Origin of the sequence: Cellulomonas sp. Y8, assembly GCF_008033115.1 — a bacterium.
In the GTDB taxonomy this organism is placed as follows: domain Bacteria; phylum Actinomycetota; class Actinomycetes; order Actinomycetales; family Cellulomonadaceae; genus Cellulomonas.
This window is the reverse complement of the sequence record NZ_CP041203.1, coordinates 3,580,082-3,599,491: the sequence shown is the minus strand read 5'-3', so window position 1 is coordinate 3,599,491 and position 19,410 is coordinate 3,580,082. Positions and strand designations below refer to the sequence as shown.

Here is a 19,410-nt window from a genome sequence, read left to right as displayed (position 1 = left end):
TCCTTACTAATCCACCGTCAAGGAGTTCGTGTGACCGTGACCACTTCGTGACCGGGCGTTCACGAGGCCGACATCCGGCGCGGTCGGCCTGCTCCACCCGCCCTCCACTCAGCTGGCACTCATTGTTGGACTGAGTCCACGTATGCGGGTCCCTGTTCTCGGCCCCGGAGGTCCACGGGACCGGTTTCGCACGGTGAGTACCCGGTGCGCTGCGCACGGACCGCCCTCGGGCCTCGTCAGGCTGGGAGGACCGGGCGGCGCCCCGCCACCGGACCGACGAAGGAGTCGACCATGAACACCCCGCTCGAGATCGCGGTGGCCCGGGGGTACACGTGCGTCCGCTAGAGATCCGGCACCCCGTGCGGGCGCTCGCCGCGACGGTCACCTTCGTCCTGGTCGGCGCGACCACGGCGGCACTGAGCTCTCCGACGACCGCCCGGGCGTTCTGGGGGGCCGTGCTGCTCGGCGCCGTGGCGCTGCTCGTCGTGCCGTTCACGATCGCCACCGTGGTGCACGTCCGGGCCCGTCGGCGCCGCGTCCGCGAGCACGACGCCCCGTGACCCGGGCGCCACCCGACCCCGGTCGTCAGGGAATGCCCCGCCCCTCCCCCGCGCTGCACCGGGCATGGAGCTCGGCCTGTACACGTTCGGCGACATCCACCCCGACCCGGTGTCCGGCGCGGTCACCTCCCCCGCGCAGCGCCTGCGCGACGTGCTGGAGCGGGTCCGCCTCGCCGAGGAGGTCGGCCTGGACCACGTCGGCATCGGCGAGCACCACCGCCCCGACTACGCCATCTCCTCCCCCGCGACCGTGATCGCCGCGGCGCTCGCCCAGACCGAGCGGATCAGCGTCGGCAGCGCCGTGACCGTGCTGTCGACCGAGGACCCGGTCCGGCTCTACCAGCAGTTCGCGACGATGGACCTGCTGTCCGGCGGCCGCGTGGAGCTGCTCGCGGGGCGCGGGTCGTTCATCGAGTCGTACCCGCTGTTCGGCGCCTCGCTCGACGACTACGACGACCTGTTCGACGAGAAGATCCGGCTGCTGCTCCGGATCGACCGCGGCAACCCGGTCACCTGGTCCGGCCGGTTCCGGCCGCCGCTGCACGCCGCCGAGGTGCTGCCGCGCCCGCTCGACAAGCCCGGGCTCGGCGAGCACCTGCGGATCGCGGTCGCCACCGGCGGCAACCCGGCGTCCTCCGACCGGGCGGGCCGGCTCGGCCTGCCCGTGTCCTACGCGATCATCGGCGGCCGGCCCGCGGACTTCGCCCCGCTGGTGCGGCTGTACCGGGCCGCGCACACGGAGGCCGGCCACGACCCCGCGACTCAGCGCGTCGAGGTCGCGGGCATGGGGTTCGTCGCCGACGACGCGAAGCAGGCGCGGGAGTTCTTCTTCCCGTACTGGCTCAGCACGATGCGCCGGATCGCCGCCGAGCGCGGGTTCGCGATCCCGAACCGGATCGCGTTCGAGTCCCAGGCCGCGAAGGGCGGGGCCTACTTCGTCGGGTCGCCGCACGAGGTCGCGGACCGCATCGTCGCGCTGCACGCCGCGCTCGGGCACGACCGGCAGATCTTCCAGATGGACCTGAGCGGCGTGCCGCAGCGGGAGAGCCTGCGCGCGATCGAGCTGCTCGGCACCCAGGTGGCCCCGCTCGTCCGCGAGGCCCTGGGCTGACCCGGGCGGGCCGCACGTCCCGCTCGCCCACCGCCCCGGCCTCGATACGGTGTGACCTGTTGGATCTTGCTTCCGAGAGGGACTCGCCGTGACTGCACCCGTCGACGCCACCACCACCGGCGCCTGGACCGCCCTGACCGCGCACGAGGAGGCGTTCCTCCCCGACCTGCGGGGCTGGTTCGACGCCGACCCCGAGCGCGCGACGCGCCTGACCCGGCAGCTGGCCGACCTCACCGTCGACCTGTCGAAGAACCTCGTCACCGACGAGACCCTGTCCCTGCTCGTCGCCCTCGCGGACCAGGTCGGCCTGAAGGCCCGGCTCGACGCGATGTTCGCCGGCGAGCACATCAACGTCACCGAGGACCGCGCCGTGCTGCACACCGCGCTGCGCCGCCCGGCCGACGCGGAGCCCACCCTCGTCGTCGACGGCCAGGACGTGGACGCCGACGTGCAGGAGGTGCTCGCGAAGATCGCCGCGTTCGCCGACAAGGTCCGCTCGGGCGAGTGGACCGGCGTCACCGGCGAGCGCGTCGCGACCGTCGTGAACATCGGCATCGGCGGCTCGGACCTCGGCCCGGTCATGGCGTACGAGGCGCTCAAGCCGTACGTCCAGGACGGCCTCGAGGTGCGGTTCGTGTCGAACATCGACCCGACCGACATCGCCGAGAAGACGAAGGACCTCGACCCGACGACGACGCTGTTCGTCGTCGCGTCCAAGACCTTCGGCACGCTCGAGACGCTCACCAACGCGCGGCTCGCCCGCGACTGGCTGTGGCGGGAGCTCGTCGCCGCCGGCGCGATCGAGGACACCGAGGAGGCCCGCACCGGCGCGGTCGCCAAGCACTTCGTCGCGGTGTCGACGGCGCTCGACAAGGTCGCCGCGTTCGGCATCGACCCGGAGAACGCGTTCGGGTTCTGGGACTGGGTCGGCGGCCGCTACTCGGTCGACTCGGCGATCGGCACCTCGCTGGCCATCGCGATCGGCCCGGACGCCTTCGGCGAGTTCCTCGAGGGCTTCCACGCCGTCGACGAGCACGTCCGCACTACGCCGTTCGACCAGAACGTGCCGGTCCTCATGGGCCTGCTCAACGTCTGGTACGTCAACTTCCTCGACGCGCACACGCACGCCGTCCTGCCGTACGCCCAGTACCTGCACCGGTTCCCGGCGTACCTGCAGCAGCTCACCATGGAGTCGAACGGCAAGTCGGTCCGCTGGGACGGCACCCCGGTGACGACGGAGACCGGCGAGGTGTTCTGGGGCGAGCCCGGCACCAACGGCCAGCACGCGTTCTACCAGCTGATCCACCAGGGCACCCGGCTGATCCCGGCGGACTTCATCGCGGTCGCCAACCCGGCGCACCCGCTGAAGGACGGCGACACCGACGTGCACGGCCTGTTCCTGGCGAACTTCTTCGCGCAGACCAAGGCGCTGGCGTTCGGCAAGACCGCCGACGAGGTCCGCGCCGAGGGCACCGCCGAGGAGATCGTGCCGGCCCGGGTGTTCCCCGGGAACCGCCCGACGACGTCGATCCTGGCCCCGTCGCTGACCCCGTCGGTGCTCGGCCAGCTCATCGCGCTGTACGAGCACATCACGTTCGTCGAGGGCGTCGTGTGGGGCATCGACTCGTTCGACCAGTGGGGCGTCGAGCTGGGCAAGAAGCTCGCGCTCGAGATCGCCCCGGCGGTCGAGGGCGACGCGGACGCGCTGGCGGCCCAGGACCCGTCGACCCGCTCCCTGATCGCGCGCTACCTGGACCTGCGCCAGGGCTGACCCGCACCCCGACCGGGCACGCACGGGCCCGCCACGACCACGGTCGCGGCGGGCCCGTCGCCGTCCCGGGCGGCCTCCGCCGCGCCGGCGGGCGCGCCAGCGTCCGCGCCGAGCAAGTAATCGACACGTCGAGGGAGTAGTCGGCGACTACACGCTCGACGTGTCGACTACCCCCTCGGCGGCCCGGGGGGAGCGGGGAGGGCTGCGCGCGGGGCCCGCGGCGCGTTTGCGGGCGCGATCAGGCGACCGGGCGCGGGCGGCGGCGGCCCAGGAGGTCGTCCACGGGGTCGCCCCGGTCCTCCACCTGCGTCGGGACCGGGGGCGACCCCAGGCCCGCGTCGACCGGCGGGAGCACCGGGCCGCCGACGAGGACCGTCGGCTGCGCGACCGCGATCCCGTCCGCGTCGGGCCACCGGGCCGCGTCGGCGGGGTGCCGGCGGCGTCGCGCGCGCACCGAGGCGCGCAGGGCGACCCCGACGAGCACGGCGGCGAGGACGGCGGCCTCGTAGGCGAGCACGACCTGGGCGTAGAGCGTCAACCACACCTGGAGCGCCAGCACGGCCACGCCGGCCAGCACGACGGCCACCCGTCCCATGAGACCCCCCTCGGCTCATCAGCGCTGCGGTGCGTGCGGCAGGCCAGCGTCCCGCCGATCGCGGACCGGGTCAAGACCCGCCGGGTGAGGCCTGGTCAGCGGCTGCCGCGCACGGCTCACCCGGCCGCCGGCACGTCGCCGAACCAGTCCCGGACCCGGGCCACGACGGTGCGGTCGAACGTGTCGTCGTCGTGGTGCGCGGACAGCCAGCGCACGAACGAGCCGCCGGCGACCGCGTCGAGCTCGCGCCGGCAGGCGGCGGTCCGGGTCACCGCGAGCTCGAGCTGGTCGGCGGCCTCGTCCGGCGTGCGGTACAGGTACGGGTAGCCGGCCGGCAGCAGCGCCCGCGCCCACGGCAGGTCCGGGAACACCCCGACGGCGCCGGCCGCGAGCGCCTCGACGTACTCCAGCCCGTAGGACTCCTCGGTGGCGGTCGCGAGGAACGCCGTGGTCCGGCCGAGCGCCTCCCAGTAGGAGTCGCGGGTCGCGGTGAGCGGGCCGACCCAGCACCACGGCCGCTCGGACATCCGCATGGCGGTCTCGGAGACCAGGTGCGACTCGTGCAGCCGTGCCTCGACGCGGATCGGGGTGCGACGCTGCACGCGGTCGACGACCTCGAGGAACAGCCGCGGCTGCTTGCGCTCGGAGACGTAGATCGCGGGGTACAGCACGACGGGGACGTCGGGCTCGTGCCGCGGCCGGACGTGGTCGACCCGGAACCCGAGGTTGACCCACCCGGTGCGGGCCCGCTCCCCCAGCGCCGGCACGGTCAGCCGGGCGATCAGCTCCCGGATCTCGGAGGCGGTGCGCGCCGAGTTGGCGAACGTCGGGAACAGCGCGCAGGACAGCGCGAGCGCGGCCTGCTCGACCGGGTGCGGGTACCGGGTGGCGTCCCACCACACGAAGTTCATCACCCGCGGGTCCGCGCACCCGCCCGCGCGCAGGGTCTGCCACACCTGCACCGAGTCGAGCACGTCCATCGTGATGACGACGGTGCCGTCGCCGTCGACGAACTCGAGCGGCAGCAGGTCGAACCCGTCGCAGCGCCGCGGCCCCGGCCCGATCAGGACCGAGCCGGGGAAGACCCGCAGCAGCCGGCGGACCAGCGTGGCGGCCGCGTCGTGGCCGGCGACCCGGCCGTCGGCGTCGACCAGGACGTCGTCGTGCTTGATCGCGACGCGCACGTCGCTCACCGCCCCTCGGCGTCGACGAGGGTGCCGGCGTCGTCCGCTCCCGCGCCCGCCCCGCCCTGGCGCGGCAGCACGCCGCCCGCCGGCGCCCCGGGCTCGGCCGGCTCCTCGGGCTCGGGCTCGGCCGGGTCCTCCTCCCCCGCGGGCGCCCCGCCGATCCGCATCCCGTAGAACGACCGGTAGACGAACACGGCCGACGTCACGAAGAACACGCCGGCCAGGACGTGCACGAGCGTCCCGCGCCCGTCGCCGGTCAGGCTCACCGCGAGCTCGACGGCCAGCAGCCCGAACAGCGTCGTGAACTTGATGACCGGGTTGAGCGCGACCGAGGACGTGTCCTTGTACGGGTCGCCCACGGTGTCGCCGACGATGGTCGCGTCGTGCAGCGCGGTGCCCTTGGCGTGCAGGTCGACCTCGACGATCTTCTTGGCGTTGTCCCAGGCGCCGCCCGCGTTGGCCATGAAGATCGCCTGGTACAGCCCGAACACCGCGATCGACACCAGGTAGCCGATGAAGAAGAACGGCTCGACGAACGCGAACGCCAGCGTGGCGAAGAAGATCGCGAGGAACATCGTCAGCATGCCGCGCTGGGCGTACTGGGTGCAGATCTCCACGACCCGGCGGGAGTCCGCCTCGCTGGCCCGCTCGCTGCCGTCGAGGTGGATGTTCGCCTTGATGAACTCGACCGCCCGGTACGCGCCGGTGGTCACGGCCTGGATGGACGCGCCGGTGAACCAGAAGATCATCGCGCCGCCGGTGACCAGGCCGAGCAGGAACGGCGGGTGCAGCAGCGACAGGTTGTCGAGCCCCGTCGTGAGGCCCTCGGTGAGCGCCATGATGATGGAGAAGATCATCGTGGTCGCCCCGACGACCGCCGTGCCGATGAGCACCGGCTTCGCGGTCGCCTTGAAGGTGTTGCCCGCGCCGTCGTTCTCCTCGAGCATCCGCTTGGCCGGCTCCCACCGCGGGGCGAACCCGTGCTCGGCCTCGATCTGCTCGGCCGCGCAGGGCAGCTCCTCGACCAGGGACAGCTCGTAGACGCTCTGCGCGTTGTCGGTCACCGGGCCGTACGAGTCGACGGCGATGGTGACGGGCCCCATGCCGAGGAACCCGAACGCCACCAGCCCGAACGCGAACACCGCGGGGGCGACCATGACCTGGTCCAGCCCCTGCTCGCTGATCAGGAACGCCCCGCCCATGAGCGCCACGACCGTCATGCCGAGCCAGTACGCCGAGATGTTGCCGGCCACCAGCCCGGACAGGATGTTGAGCGACGGGCCGCCCTCGCGGGAGGACGTGACGACCTCGCGGACGTGCCGGCTGTTGGTGGAGGTGAACACCTTGACCAGCTCGGGGATGAGCGCCCCGGCGAGGGTGCCGCAGGAGATGATCGTCGCGACCTTCCACCACAGCCCGCCGCCGACGCCGTCGAGGTGCCCGAGCACCGCCCAGGTCGTCAGGTACGTCAGCGCGATGCTCACGACCGAGGTCAGCCAGACCAGGGACGTCAGCGGCTTCTCGAAGTCCATCCGCTCGGCGGCGGCGTACCGGCGGCGGGTCCACGCGTCGTTCGCGAGGTACGACACGGCCGAGGCGATGACCATGACGGCCCGCACCACGAACAGCCAGACCAGCAGGGTCGCCTGCATGAGCGGGTCGTCGACCGCGAGCAGCACGAACGTCACGAGCGCGACGCCGGTGACGCCGTAGGTCTCGAAGCCGTCGGCGCTCGGGCCCACCGAGTCGCCCGCGTTGTCCCCGGTGCAGTCGGCGATCACGCCGGGGTTCCGGGCGTCGTCCTCCTTGATCTTGAACACGATCTTCATCAGGTCCGAGCCGATGTCGGCGATCTTCGTGAAGATGCCGCCCGCGATCCGCAGCGCCGACGCGCCCAGCGACTCGCCGACCGCGAACCCGATGAAGCACGCGCCCGCGACGTCGGCCGGGAGGAACAGCAGGATGACCAGCATCATCAGCAGCTCGAGGCTGATGAGCACCATGCCGATCGACATGCCGGACTGCATCGGGATCCGGTGCACCGGCAGCGGCCGGCCCGCGAGCGACGCGAAGGCGGTCCGGGAGTTCGCCAGCGTGTTGACCCGGATCCCGAACCAGGCGACGGCGTACGACCCGGCCATGCCCAGCAGGCTGAACGCGATGATCGTGGCGACCCGGCCCCACTCGAACCCGACCAGCGCCCGGTAGTAGACGACGATCACCGCGGCGATGAACACCCACAGCACGACGAGGAACCGACCCTGCCGGGTGAGGTACGTGCGGCAGGTCGAGTAGATGAGCTCGGAGATCTCCCGCATCGCCGCGTGCACGGGGAGCCGGCGCAGCTGCACGTAGGTGGCGACGCCGAACGCGAGGCCGAGCACGCACACCAGCAGCCCGAGGCCGAGCAGCAGGCGGCCCGAGACGGACCCGAGGACCGTCACGGCGCCGAGGTCCGGCAGCACGAGGCTCGCCTCGCCGCCGTGCACGGAGCCCTCGGCGGAGGCGGAGCCGGGCGCGCACCCGGCGAGCACGGTCCCGAGGGCGGCGGCCGCAGCGGCGGCCACGGGCCACCGTCGCCGTCGGCCGGTCGGGGGCCGGTCGGCGGGAGCCGCCGGTGCGCGCGAGGAGGTGGTGCCGGTCCGGACGTCTGTGTTCACGGTCGGGTCCCTGGTGAGAGCGCCTTCGCTGTCACCCTCGACGCTAGGACCGGCCGCGGTCCCCCGGATGAGACGTACGGCCCAGGTGGGCGGTACCCACCGGCGTCAGCCCCAGCGCCCCAGCCGCTGCGCGAGCAGCGCGAGCGCCACCGGGCCGGCCGTGGAGGTCCGCAGCACGTGCGGCCCCAGCAGCACCGGCTGCGCCCCGGCGTCGACCAGCTCCGCCAGCTCCCGCTCCGCGATGCCGCCCTCGGGCCCGACGACGACGAGCACGTCCGCCGTCGCACCGGCCGCGGGCAGCACCGCCGCCGCGAGGGGCGTGGTCGCCTCCTCGTGCAGCACCAGCACCGCGCCGCCCGCCTCGACCACCTCGCGCGCCCGGCGCACGAGCGCCGCGGTCGCGAGCGCCAGGTCGACGCCCGGCACGTGCGCCCGGCGGGCCTGCTTGGCCGCGGTGCGGACCGTGCCGAGCCACCGGGCCCGGCTCTTGGCCGCCCGGTCGCCGCGCCAGACCACGATCGACCGCTCGGCCTGCCAGGGCACGACGCCGTCGGCGCCGACCTCGGTGGCGGCCTCGATCGCCATCTCGTCCCGGTCGCCCTTCGCGAGCGCCTGCACCAGCACCAGGCGGGGCGCCGGCACGGGCTCGACGACGACCTCGCGGACGCGCAGGTGCACGCCCTCGGGCCCGGCCGCCTCGACCTCGCCGACCAGCCGGGTGCCGGCGCCGTCGACGACGTCGACCCGCTCCCCCGCGGTCTTGCGCTGCACGACGCCCGCGTGCCGCCCCTCGGCGCCGCCGAGCAGGTAGGTGGCCCCGGCCGCGAGCGCGTCGAGGTCGCCCGGCTCGGCCAGGAAGACCGGAGCGGTCACGCTCAGCGCCCGGCGAGCTTGTCGCGGAGCTTCGCGAACACGCCGCCGCCGGAGGCCGACAGCCGCGCCTCGGGCCGCTCCTCGCCGCGCAGCCCGGCGAGCTTCCGCAGCAGCTCGGCCTGCTCGTCGTCGAGCGACGTCGGCACGTGGACGTCCACGTGCACGTGCAGGTCGCCGCGGCCGCCCGCGTGCAGGTGGCCGACGCCGAGGCCGCGCAGCGTGACGACCTGCGCGGGCTGGGTGCCGGGGCGCAGGTCGACCTCCTGCGGGCCGTCGAGGGTGTCGAGGGTGAGCACGGTGCCGAGCGCCGCCGCGGTCATCGGGACCTCGAGGGTGCAGTGCAGGTCGTCGCCCTCGCGGACGAAGGTGTCGTGCTTGCGCTCGCGCACCTCGAGGTAGATGTCGCCCGCGGGGCCGCCGGCGGGGCCGACCTCGCCCTGCGCGGTGAGCTTGATCCGGGTACCGGTGTCCACGCCCGCCGGGACGTCGACCTCGAGCGTGCGGCGCGAGCGGACCCGGCCCTCGCCGGCGCACTCGGTGCAGGGCTCGGGGATGACGGTGCCGAAGCCGTGGCACGCGGCGCACGGCTGCGAGGTCATCACCTGGCCGAGGAACGACCGGGCGACCCGCTGCACGGACCCGCGGCCGCCGCAGACGTCGCAGGTGCGCGGCGAGGTGCCCGGACGGCAGCAGGAGCCGTCGCAGGTCGGGCACACCACGGCCGTCTCGACCGGGACCTCGCGGTGCGTGCCGAACGTCGCCTCGGCGAGGTCGATGTCGAGGCGCAGCAGCGCGTCCTGGCCGCGGCGGGCGCGCGGGATGGGGCCGCGCTGCGCGCCCGCGCCCGCGGCGGCGCCGAAGAACGTCTCGAAGATGTCCTGGAAGCCGAAGCCGCCCTGGCCGCCCATGCCGCCGCCCGGGGCCGACGGGTCGGCGCCCAGGTCGTACATGCGCCGCTTCTCGGGGTTCGACAGCACCTCGTACGCCCGCGACACGTCCTTGAACCGGTCCTCGGAGCCCGCGTCCGCACCCGCCACGTCGGGGTGCAGCTCGCGCGCGAGGCGCCGGTAGGCCTTCTTGATCTGCTCGGGCGTGGCGTCACGCTCGACGCCGAGCACCTCGTAGTAGTCGCTCACTCGTCACTTCCTGTGCGTGTGGGGGCCGCGCGCGGGCGCGGGCGGGGCGTTGCCTGTCGAACGTGCGCGGGACCGCGTCGGTGCCCGGCGGCCGGTCATCCGGCGAGGATCCGGGACAGGTACCGGGCGACGGCGCGCACCGACGCGATGGTCCCGGGGTAGTCCATGCGGAGCGGCCCGACGGAGCCGATCCGCGCGACGGCCGTCCCGCCGCCGTCCGGGCCGCCGTAGCCGGTCGTCACGAAGCTCGTCTCCAGCAGACCCTCGTGCTGGGTCTCGCGGCCGATCCGGACGGAGACCGCGGCCTCGTCCTCGGCCATCTCGCCCAGCAGGCGCAGCAGGACGACCTGCTCCTCCAGCGCCTCCAGGACGGGGCTGATGGTGTGCGCGAAGTCCGCGCCGCCACCGCGCACCAGGTTCGCGGTGCCCGCCAGGACGACGCGCTCCTCGCTCTCCTGGGCCAGCGTGTCCTCGACCACCGCGACGACGCCGCGCACGAGCGGTCCGTCCGCGGGGGCGAAGTCGTCGGCCAGGTCCGACAGTGCGGTACCGAGCTCGGCGAGCCGTCGGCCCGCGGCGGCCGTGTTGAGCCGGATCCGCAGCCGCGCCACGGTCCCGGCGTCCAGCGGGTCCGGCACCTCGATGGTGCGCTGCTCGACGCGGCCGTGGTCCGTGATGATGACCACGAGCAGGTGCCGGTCGCCGACCGGGACCAGCTCGACGTGCCGCAGCGCCGTGCGGCGCAGCGACGGGTACTGCACGACGGCGACCTGGTGGGTCAGCTGCGCGAGCAGCCGCACCGAGCGGTCGACGACGTCGTCCAGGTCGGCCGCGTCCTCGAGGAACGTCTCGATCGCGCGGCGCTCCGGCGCGGACAGCGGCTTGATGGTCGCCAGGCGGTCGACGAACAGCCGGTAGCCCTTGTCGGTCGGCACCCGGCCGGCCGAGGTGTGCGGCTGCACGATGAGCCCGGCGTCCTCGAGGGCCGCCATGTCGTTGCGGATCGTCGCGGGCGACACCCCCAGGGAGTGCCGCTCGACCAGGGCGCGGGAGCCGACGGGCTCGCGGGTGGCGACGTAGTCCTCCACGATCGCCCGCAGCACGTCCAGCCTGCGGTCCTCGCTCATCGCCACCTCCCGACGTCCTGGCACTCGCTGGAACCGAGTGCCAATTCTACGCGTCCGCGGACGCGGACGCGGTGCCGGTCCCCGCGCCGGCCTCCGCGTCGTCCTCCTCCTCGGTCCCGCGCCGCCGCGCCCGCAGGTCGAGCAGCCCGACGAGGAGGGCCACGGCGACGAGCGCGACCGTGAGCAGCAGCGCACGGCCCGCGGCCGCCGAGCCCTCGACCCCGGACGCCAGGGCGGAGTAGTACGTGGACAGCGCCACGGCGACGCCGAGCGCCGACCCGATGCGCTGCCCGACCTGCAGCATGCTGCCCGCCACGCCGGCCCGCTCGACCGGCACGGGCGCCAGTGTGAGCGTCTGGTTGGGCGCGATCACCAGCCCGCTTCCGGCGCCCGCGACCATCTGCGTCGCGGCCATCACGAAGCCGACGGCGGGCGGGTCCACGAACCGGATCGCCAGGTCGGTGCCGATCAGGCCGAGTACGACGAGCACCAGGCCGATCACGACGAGCGCCCGGCCGCGGGTCGCCACCAGCCGGCCGGACCGCTGCGCGGACACCGCGGAGGCGATCGCGAACGGCATGTTGACGAGCCCGGCCTGCAGCGGCGTGAACCCGGCCACCTGCTGCAGGTACAGGGTCGCCACCAGGAACACGGACGTGAACCCGGCGAAGTAGGCGATGCCGAGCAGCGCGCCGTTCCGGAACGCGGGCTCGCCCAGCACGCGCGGGTCCAGGACGGCCGCGCCGGTGCGCCGCTGGTACCGGCGCTCCCAGACCACCGTCGCGACGCCGAGGACGGCGGCGACCGCGAGCCACCACCAGCGGGCCGGGTCGTCGCCGCCCTCACCGGTCGTCGTGACGAACGGCACCATGACCGCGGCGGCGGTCAGGGCGACGCCCGCCAGGCCGACCACGTCCAGCCGCGGCCGACCGCCCGGCCCGGTCGCGGTCGCCCGGCCGACCGCGCCGCGCGGCAGGAACTTCAGCGCGAACGGCAGCACCACCGCGATCACCGGGACGTTGACGAAGAACACCCAGCGCCAGCCCTCCTCGGCGCCGAACGCCTGGATGATCAGCCCGCCGAGCAGCGGGCCCAGCGCCGTCGACACCCCGATCGTGGCACCGAAGTACCCGAACGCCTTCCCGCGCTCGTACCCGGTGAACAGCTGCTGGATCGTGCCGACCACCTGCGGGTTCAGCAGGCCCGCGCTCATCCCCTGGAGGAGCCGGGCGACGGCGAGCAGCTCGTCGGAGGGGGCCAGGCCGGCGCCGAGGCTGGTGAGCGCGAAGCCGGTGAGGCCGAGCAGGAACAGCGCGCGGCGGCCGCGGGCGTCGCCGAGCCGGCCCGCGGGCACCAGGACCAGGCCGAACGCCAGCGTGTAGCCCGCGACGATGAGCTGCAGCTGGCTCGCGCCCGCGTCCAGGCTGCGCTCGATCGACGGCAGCGCGACGTTGACGATCGAGACGTCGAGCATCGTGATGAACCCGATCGCCAGGCACACGCCCAGCGCCCGCCACCGGTGCGGGTCCGGCTCCGGACGGGTCGCGGTGCCGGGGCGGTCGGGGTGCTGCGCGGGGCTCGACGTCACCGTCGTGTCGTACCACGCGGGCGAGCGGTCGGCACCTAGGCTGCCGCGGGTGACCGACCGCTACGGAACCGACGTCCTGTCCGCGGGCTCCTCGAGCGCGCACCGCCGGCCCACCTCGACCCCGACGCCCGCCGAGCGCGGCCTGGTCGTCGAGGAGGTCACGACCGGCTGGGTCGGCGCCGTCGTCCGGGTCGAGAAGTCGGGCGGCGAGCACGTCGTCGTCCTGGAGGACCGGCGCGGGCGGACGCGCACCTTCCGGCTCGGGCCGGGGTTCTGGGTCGACGGCAAGCCGGTCGAGCTGGTGCCGCCCCGGCCGACCGCACCGACCGGGCCGAAGCGCACCGCGTCCGGGTCCCTCGCGGCGGCCGACCAGCGCGCGCGGGTCGCGATCGGCAGCCGGATCTGGGTCGAGGGCAAGCACGACGCCGAGCTCGTCGAGAAGGTCTGGGGCGACGACCTGCGCGCCGAGGGCGTCGTGGTCGAGCTGCTCGACGGCGTCGACAACCTCGTCGACGCGCTGCGTGACTTCCGCCCCGGGCCGGGCAAGAAGGTCGGCGTGCTCGTCGACCACCTGGTGCCCGGGTCGAAGGAGCAGCGGATCGCCGACGAGGCCGCGCGCACCGTGCCCGCCGGGACGCTGCTCGTGCTCGGGCACCCCTACGTCGACGTGTGGCAGGCCGTGAAGCCCGCGCGCGTCGGGCTGACCGCCTGGCCGACGATCGAGCGCGGCACCGAGTGGAAGCGCGGCATCCTGCGCGAGCTCGGCTGGCCCGCCGACGAGCAGGCCGACGTCGCCCGCGCATGGCAGCGGATCCTGCGCTCCGTGCGGTCGTACGCCGACCTGGAGCCGTCGCTGCTGGGGCGGGTCGAGGAGCTGATCGACTTCGTGACGGCGCCCTGAGGCGGCCGCGGTCGGGGCCGCGGGCTCAGGGGGCGACGGGCTCGTCCTGCAGCCGGCGGTACATCCAGGTCGTCGCGAGCAGGCCGACCGGGAACGACACCAGCTGGCCGATGCCGCACAGCGCCGAGCCGACCAGGTTCGCCGCGTAGACCGCGAGGAACAGCAGCAGGACGGTCCCGAGGTTCCGGCTCACCAGCGTGAAGCTCGACCGGATCGCGTCCACGGGCGCCATCCGCTTGTCGATGACGTAGAACAGCGTGAACTGCGCGAGGAACGCGAACACCAGGCCCGGGATCACGAACAGCAGCGTGCCGACCGCGGTGCCGAGCCCGACGAGCAGCGCCGCCACGACGACCTTCCCGAAGTCGTCGAACCGGAAGAACGTGCCCACCTCGATCCGGCGCCCGTCGGCGACCTCGAGCGTCGCGCGGGTCACCCCGGCCTGCATGAAGGCGGACAGCAGGACGGCGACCGCGGCCACCAGCAGGTAGCCGAACACCAGGCCGACGCCCGCGCCGTTGCGCAGCTCCTGGGTGTGTCCGGGTCGACGCTCGCGACGGTGCCGCCGAGGATCACCGCGAACAGCACCGCGGAGACCACGACGATGACCGCCAGGTAGGCGAGGACGCCGAGCAGGAACGGGCCGACCTGCTGGGTGAACTTGGTCCAGCCCCAGCTGAACGCGTCGCCGACGCTCGTCCCGGCGGTCGGGGCGCCGTAGGGGGCGCCGGAGGGCTGCTGGGCGTAGCCCGGCTGCGGGTAGGGCTGCTGCGGCGGGTACGGCTGGCCGGGCGGCGGCTGCTGGCCGTACGGCTGCTGCGGGGCGGGCGGAGGGCCGGCCGGCGGCTGCCCCTGGGACGGCTGCGGCTCGTCGTCGCGCGGCGGGGTGGTGCCCGGGTTCTCGGTCATCGCGTGCCCTCCTGGTCGGACGCCCGTCGCCCGTCCGGCCAGCGAACCGAAGGCGACCCACGGGTGTCAAGGAGTCCACCGCAGGGGCAAAGGGGACGAAAGACCCGGTCACACCGCTACGCTTCGACCGCCGTAGCCCCGCAGCACCCACGAGGAGACTCATGTCGTACGACCAGCAGCCGCCCCGCGGGCGGTCAGCAGCAGCCGCCGTTCGGCGGTCAGCCCCAGCAGCCGTACGGCGGCCAGCCGCAGCAGCCGTACGGGGCCCAGCCGCAGCAGCCGCTGCGCCCGGACGAGGAGAAGACCTGGTCGCTGCTCGCGCACCTGGGCGGGATCATCTTCTCGTTCATCGCGCCGCTCGTGATCTGGCTGGTCTTCAAGGGCCGCGGCCCGTTCCTGGACGACCAGGCCAAGGAGGCGCTGAACTTCCAGATCACGGTCGTGATCGCGTACATCGCCGCCGCGATCCTGGGCACCGTCACGCTGGGCATCCTGGCGTTCCTGCCGTTCGTGGTGGGCGTCGTCGCGCTGGTGTTCTCGATCCTCGCGGCCGTCGCCGTCAACAAGGGCCAGTGGTACCGCTACCCGGTCACCCTGCGCCTGGTGAAGTGACCACCCCGCGCTAGCCGCACCCCCGAGTGGAGCGTCCCGCCCGACACGCCTCGGCGTGTTCGGGGGGACGCTCCACTCGTCTTCGCGGGGTCAGTCCGCGAGGGTGCGGACGACCGAGTCGGCCAGCAGCCGGCCCCGGCGCGTGAGCCGCACCCGGCGGCCCGGCCGGCCCCCGGCGCCCAGCGCCGCGCGCGCGTCGACCAGCCCGTCGGCCACCAGCCCGGCGACCCGGGCACGTCCGGCGGGGCTCAGCACCTCGACGGGCAGCCCCTCGTCGAGCCGCACCCCGAGCATCACGCGCTCGAGCCGCGCCGACGCGTCCTCGACGGTCTCCCGCCCCGCGGCCGGGCTCTGCCCCGCGGCGAGCCGCGCCGCGTACGCCCGCGGGTGCTTGACGTTCCACCAGCGCACGCCGCCGACGTGGCTGTGCGCCCCGGGCCCGACGCCCCACCAGTCGTCGTTCCGCCAGTAGGCGAGGTTGTGCCGGCACGCGTCCGCGGGGGTGCGCGCCCAGTTGCTGACCTCGTACCAGTGCAGGCCGGCCTCGGTGAGCAGGTCGTCGGCGAGCTCGTACTTCGCCGCCTGGTCGTCCTCGTCGGGCAGCGCCAGGTCGCCGCGGCGCACCTGCACCGCCATCTTGGTCCCCTGCTCGACGACGAGCGCGTACGCCGACACGTGGTCGACGCCGGTGGCCAGCGCCGTCTCCAGGGAGGTCCGCCAGTCGGCGAGCGACTCCCCCCGGCGTGCCGTAGATGAGGTCGAGCGACACGGCGAGCCCGGCGTCCCGCGCCCAGCGCACGACGTCGGGGATCCGGCGCGGGTCGTGGGTGCGCTCCAGCGTCGCGAGCACGTGCGGCACCGCCGACTGCATGCCGAACGACACGCGCGTGAACCCGCCGCGCGCCAGCTCGGCCAGCGACTCCGGGGTCACCGAGTCCGGGTTGGCCTCGGTCGTGACCTCGGCGTCGTCCGCGAGGCCCCCAGGCGCCGCGGACGCCGTCGAGCATCCGGACCAGGTCGGACGCCGGCAGCACCGTGGGGGTGCCGCCACCGACGAACACCGTCGAGGCGGGCCTGGGCGGCAACCCGGCCGCGGCCGTGACCCGGGCGCCCAGCGCGATCTCCGCCAGCGCCGTGTCCGCGTAGGCCACCTGGGAGGCGCCGCCGCCGAGCTCGGTCGCCGTGTACGTGTTGAAGTCGCAGTAGCCGCAGCGCACCGTGCAGAACGGGACGTGCAGGTACACGCCGAACCCGCGGTCGCCCGCGCCGTCCCGCACGCCCGGCGGGAGGGCGCCGTCCGCGGGAGCGGCGTCACCCTCCGGGAGCGCCGGGCTCACTTCTTCTTCGCGTCCTTGGCGTCCTTGGCGCCGCCCGCGTCGGACGACAGCGCCGCGATGAAGGCCTCCTGCGGCACGTCGACCCGGCCGATGGTCTTCATGCGCTTCTTGCCCTCCTTCTGCTTCTCCAGCAGCTTGCGCTTGCGGGTGATGTCGCCGCCGTAGCACTTGGCGAGGACGTCCTTGCGGATCGCGCGGATGGTCTCGCGGGCGATCACGCGGGAGCCGACGGCCGCCTGGATCGGCACCTCGAACTGCTGGCGCGGGATGAGGTCCTTGAGCTTGGACGCCATCATCACGCCGTAGGAGTACGCCTTGTCCCTGTGCACGATCGAGCTGAACGCGTCGACCTGCTCGCCCTGCAGCAGGATGTCGACCTTCACCAGGTCCGCGACCTGCTCGCCGACGGGCTCGTAGTCGAGGCTCGCGTAGCCGCGGGTGCGGGACTTCAGCTGGTCGAAGAAGTCGAACACGATCTCCGCGAGCGGCAGCGTGTAGCGCATCTCGACGCGGTCCTCGGACAGGTAGTCCATGCCGAGCAGGTCGCCGCGCTTGCCCTGGCAGAGCTCCATGATCGCGCCGATGAACTCGCTCGGGGCGAGGATCGTCGACTTCACGACCGGCTCGCGCACCTCGCGGATCTTGCCGCCGGGGAACTCGCTCGGGTTGGTGACGGTGACGACCTGGCGGTCCTCCATCGTCACCTCGTAGACCACGTTCGGCGCGGTCGAGATGAGGTCGAGGTTGAACTCGCGCTCCAGCCGCTCCCGGATGATCTCGAGGTGCAGCAGGCCGAGGAACCCGACGCGGAACCCGAAGCCCAGGGCGACCGAGGTCTCGGGCTCGTAGTTCAGCGCGGCGTCGTTGAGCTTGAGCTTGTCGAGCGCGTCGCGCAGCACCGGGTAGTCCGAGCCGTCGATCGGGTACAGACCCGAGAACACCATCGGCTTCGGGTCGGAGTAGCCGCCGATCGCCTCGGTGGCGGGCTTGCTCGCGTTCGTGACGGTGTCGCCGACCTTCGACTGGCGGACGTCCTTCACGCCGGTGATGAGGTAGCCGACCTCGCCGACGCCCAAGCCCTTGGTGGGGACGGGCTCGGGCGAGATGACGCCGATCTCCAGCAGCTCGTGCGTGGCCTTCGTCGACATCATCGCGATGCGCTCGCGCGGGTTGAGGTTGCCGTCCTTGACCCGCACGTAGGTCACGACGCCGCGGTAGGTGTCGTAGACCGAGTCGAAGATCATCGCGCGCGCCGGGGCGTCGGGGTCGCCGGTCGGGGCGGGGACCAGCTCGACGATCCGGTCCAGCAGCGCCTCGACGCCCTCGCCCGTCTTGCCCGACACCTTGAGGCAGTCGGCCGGGTCGCCGCCGATGAGGCTCGCGAGCTCCTCGGCGTACTTCTCGGGCTGCGCCGCCGGCAGGTCGATCTTGTTCAGCACCGGGATGATCTGGAGGTCGTTCTCCATCGCCAGGTACAGGTTGGCCAGCGTCTGCGCCTCGATGCCCTGCGCGGCGTCGACCAGCAGCACGGCGCCCTCGCAGGCGGCGAGCGACCGGGACACCTCGTAGGTGAAGTCGACGTGGCCCGGGGTGTCGATCATGTTGAGCGCGTACGGGGTGTCACCCATCGCCCACGGCATGCGCACGGCCTGGGACTTGATCGTGATCCCGCGCTCGCGCTCGATGTCCATGCGGTCGAGGTACTGCGCGCGCATGGCACGCGAGTCGACGACGCCGGTCAGCTGCAGCATGCGGTCGGCGAGCGTCGACTTGCCGTGGTCGATGTGCGCGATGATGCAGAAGTTGCGCAGCAGCTCGGGCGGGGTCGCCGCGGGGATGATGCGCCGGGACTGCTCGGCGCTCGGGATCGGGGACACGTGCTCCCTCGGTTTCGCAGGGTCGGGACTACCCCCCATGGTCCCATGCCCGCGCCCGGCACCCGAGCCGGGCGCCGAGCCGCGCCGCGCAGCGGGTCCCGGGCCGGGCGCGTCAGGCCGGCTTCGTCGCGGTCAGGGCGAACGTCAGCGGCAGGCGGTCGCCGTTCTCCGGGAGCGCCCAGCTGCCGTCGCCGGTCGGCACCATCCCCGGCAACGCGCGCCACGGGATCGTCCGGTGCTCCGCGATCGCGACGAGCCGCAGCCCGGCGCCGAGCAGCGCCTGCACGACCTCGGCCAGCCCGTGCTGCCACTCGTAGGTGTCCCGCGCGTCCTCGGGCACCGCTCCCCCGGCGTACGTCGACGCGTGCCGGTGGTGCCGGGGCGCGCCGCCGAAGTACGGCTGCGTCAGCACGAGGGCGCCGTCCGTCCGCTCCGCGTCGAGGGCGTAGAGCACCGGGTGCGCCTCGCGGACGTAGAACGTCCCGCCCGGCCGGAGCAGCCCCGCGACGGTGCGCGCCCAGGCGTCGAGGTCGGGCAGCCAGCAGAGCGCGCCGATCCCGGTGTAGACGACGTCGAACCGGTCGGCGCACACGTCGAGGGCGTGCGCCACGTCGCTCTCCAGGAAGGTCGCCGCCAGCCCGGCCTGCTCCGCGAGCTGCCGCGCCGCGGCCGTCGAGGCGCCCGACAGGTCGATCCCCGTCACCCGGGCCCCGAGCCGCGCCCACGACAGCGTGTCGAGCCCGATGTGGCACTGGAGGTGCACCAGGTCGAGCCCCGCCGGCGACCCGTCGGGCAGGTGTGGCGCGAGCGCGGCGAGGTCGTCGCGGACGACCGAGGTGATCCGGCCGTCCTCGGCGGTGAAGGCGTCGGCCCCGTAGGCGAGGAGGTGGGCGGGGACGACGGCGTCCCAGCTGCGCCGGTTCACCGCCGCGGCGTCGCTGCTCATGGGCGGCACCCTAGGGTGGGCCACAGGGCGCCGACGAGGACTTACGGGCCCGCTGGCCCCTGCGGCACGGCGCGGCAGCCCGTGGAGGCGCGGGTCACGCCCGCGGGCTTCGTCCGGCGGCTGCTCGCCTGGTAGGCTTGTCAGTCGCGTGTCCGCCCGGGTCGGCGGGCACAAGTCCGGTTCCTCTCCGCGGGTGTCCCCACGCCCCAGTCCCGGCGCC

At 73.9% G+C, this 19,410-nt stretch carries 16 protein-coding genes and 1 pseudogene; 5 read left to right on the top strand and 12 right to left on the bottom strand.

Features of this window, described 5'->3' with window-relative positions; translation table 11 throughout:
* Window positions 1-359 precede the first annotated feature (359 nt).
* The 3 genes from FKM96_RS16305 (at window position 360) to pgi (ending at window position 3,442) form a co-directional block, all read left to right on the top strand.
* Window positions 360-560 (top strand): hypothetical protein, encoded by a 201-nt coding sequence (locus FKM96_RS16305; protein WP_147796114.1) that lies wholly within the window; start codon window positions 360-362, stop codon window positions 558-560.
* A 64-nt stretch (window positions 561-624) separates the two neighbouring features.
* A complete protein-coding gene (locus FKM96_RS16300) occupies window positions 625-1,671 on the top strand; it encodes an LLM class flavin-dependent oxidoreductase (RefSeq protein WP_147796113.1) in 1,047 nt (348 codons plus the stop codon).
* Window positions 1,672-1,759: 88 nt separating this feature from the next.
* Window positions 1,760-3,442 carry a glucose-6-phosphate isomerase gene (gene pgi / locus FKM96_RS16295; RefSeq protein ID WP_147796112.1) on the top strand — a complete coding sequence of 561 codons (1,683 nt, stop codon included), beginning with the start codon at window positions 1,760-1,762 and terminating at the stop codon, window positions 3,440-3,442.
* Window positions 3,443-3,680: 238 nt separating this feature from the next.
* Here the strand turns inward: pgi and FKM96_RS16290 are convergent, their stop codons facing one another.
* The 7 genes from FKM96_RS16290 to FKM96_RS16260 all read right to left on the bottom strand — a co-directional run bounded on the left by FKM96_RS16290 (window position 3,681) and on the right by FKM96_RS16260 (window position 12,608).
* Window positions 3,681-4,037 carry a hypothetical protein gene (locus FKM96_RS16290; protein WP_147796111.1) on the bottom strand — a complete coding sequence of 119 codons (357 nt, stop codon included), beginning with the start codon at window positions 4,035-4,037 and terminating at the stop codon, window positions 3,681-3,683.
* Window positions 4,038-4,153: 116 nt separating this feature from the next.
* The gene (locus tag FKM96_RS16285; protein ID WP_246855034.1) at window positions 4,154-5,230 is read right to left on the bottom strand and encodes a glycosyltransferase family 1 protein; all 1,077 of its coding nucleotides are present in this window, start codon (window positions 5,228-5,230) and stop codon (window positions 4,154-4,156) included.
* Window positions 5,227-7,884 carry a sodium-translocating pyrophosphatase gene (locus FKM96_RS16280; RefSeq protein ID WP_210417288.1) on the bottom strand — a complete coding sequence of 886 codons (2,658 nt, stop codon included), beginning with the start codon at window positions 7,882-7,884 and terminating at the stop codon, window positions 5,227-5,229. Before FKM96_RS16280 ends, FKM96_RS16285 begins: the two co-directional genes overlap by 4 nt.
* 105 nt (window positions 7,885-7,989) lie before the next feature.
* Window positions 7,990-8,757: a 16S rRNA (uracil(1498)-N(3))-methyltransferase gene (locus tag FKM96_RS16275; RefSeq protein WP_147796109.1), complete on the bottom strand. Its 768-nt coding sequence runs from the start codon at window positions 8,755-8,757 to the stop codon at window positions 7,990-7,992.
* Between the two features lie 2 nt (window positions 8,758-8,759).
* Window positions 8,760-9,893, bottom strand: a complete 1,134-nt coding sequence (gene dnaJ, locus FKM96_RS16270; protein ID WP_147796108.1) for a molecular chaperone DnaJ — start codon at window positions 9,891-9,893, stop codon at window positions 8,760-8,762.
* Between the two features lie 95 nt (window positions 9,894-9,988).
* On the bottom strand, window positions 9,989-11,020 hold the full coding sequence (gene hrcA / locus FKM96_RS16265) for a heat-inducible transcriptional repressor HrcA (RefSeq protein WP_147797179.1): 1,032 nt from the start codon (window positions 11,018-11,020) through the stop codon (window positions 9,989-9,991).
* Window positions 11,021-11,066: 46 nt separating this feature from the next.
* Window positions 11,067-12,608 carry an MFS transporter gene (locus tag FKM96_RS16260; RefSeq protein ID WP_246855033.1) on the bottom strand — a complete coding sequence of 514 codons (1,542 nt, stop codon included), beginning with the start codon at window positions 12,606-12,608 and terminating at the stop codon, window positions 11,067-11,069.
* A 49-nt stretch (window positions 12,609-12,657) separates the two neighbouring features.
* On the opposite strand from FKM96_RS16260, the gene FKM96_RS16255 reads away from it, so the two are divergent.
* Complete coding sequence (locus FKM96_RS16255; RefSeq protein WP_246855032.1) at window positions 12,658-13,509, top strand: DUF3097 domain-containing protein; 852 nt, start codon at window positions 12,658-12,660, stop codon at window positions 13,507-13,509.
* Between the two features lie 25 nt (window positions 13,510-13,534).
* Here FKM96_RS16255 and FKM96_RS16250 read toward each other — a convergent pair whose 3' ends face one another.
* Window positions 13,535-14,008 carry a hypothetical protein gene (locus FKM96_RS16250; protein ID WP_147796106.1) on the bottom strand — a complete coding sequence of 158 codons (474 nt, stop codon included), beginning with the start codon at window positions 14,006-14,008 and terminating at the stop codon, window positions 13,535-13,537.
* Window positions 13,942-14,418, bottom strand: coding sequence for a hypothetical protein (locus FKM96_RS16245; protein WP_147796105.1), 477 nt, complete (start codon window positions 14,416-14,418; stop codon window positions 13,942-13,944). The genes FKM96_RS16250 and FKM96_RS16245 overlap by 67 nt, the downstream gene beginning before the upstream one ends.
* Window positions 14,419-14,481: 63 nt before the next feature.
* Between FKM96_RS16245 and FKM96_RS21700 the strand changes: the two genes are divergently transcribed.
* Window positions 14,482-15,030: a DUF4870 domain-containing protein gene (locus FKM96_RS21700; RefSeq protein WP_246855031.1), complete on the top strand. Its 549-nt coding sequence runs from the start codon at window positions 14,482-14,484 to the stop codon at window positions 15,028-15,030.
* Between the two features lie 90 nt (window positions 15,031-15,120).
* Here the strand turns inward: FKM96_RS21700 and hemW are convergent.
* The 3 genes and pseudogenes from hemW to FKM96_RS16225 all read right to left on the bottom strand — a co-directional run bounded on the left by hemW (window position 15,121) and on the right by FKM96_RS16225 (window position 19,190).
* Window positions 15,121-16,367 (bottom strand): annotated as a pseudogene (gene hemW / locus FKM96_RS16235) (radical SAM family heme chaperone HemW).
* Window positions 16,364-18,244: a translation elongation factor 4 gene (gene lepA / locus FKM96_RS16230; RefSeq protein ID WP_246855030.1), complete on the bottom strand. Its 1,881-nt coding sequence runs from the start codon at window positions 18,242-18,244 to the stop codon at window positions 16,364-16,366. Before lepA ends, hemW begins: the two are co-directional and overlap by 4 nt.
* 112 nt (window positions 18,245-18,356) lie before the next feature.
* Entirely contained in the window at window positions 18,357-19,190 is an 834-nt protein-coding gene (locus tag FKM96_RS16225) for a bifunctional 2-polyprenyl-6-hydroxyphenol methylase/3-demethylubiquinol 3-O-methyltransferase UbiG (protein WP_147796103.1), read from the bottom strand.
* Window positions 19,191-19,410 lie beyond the last annotated feature (220 nt).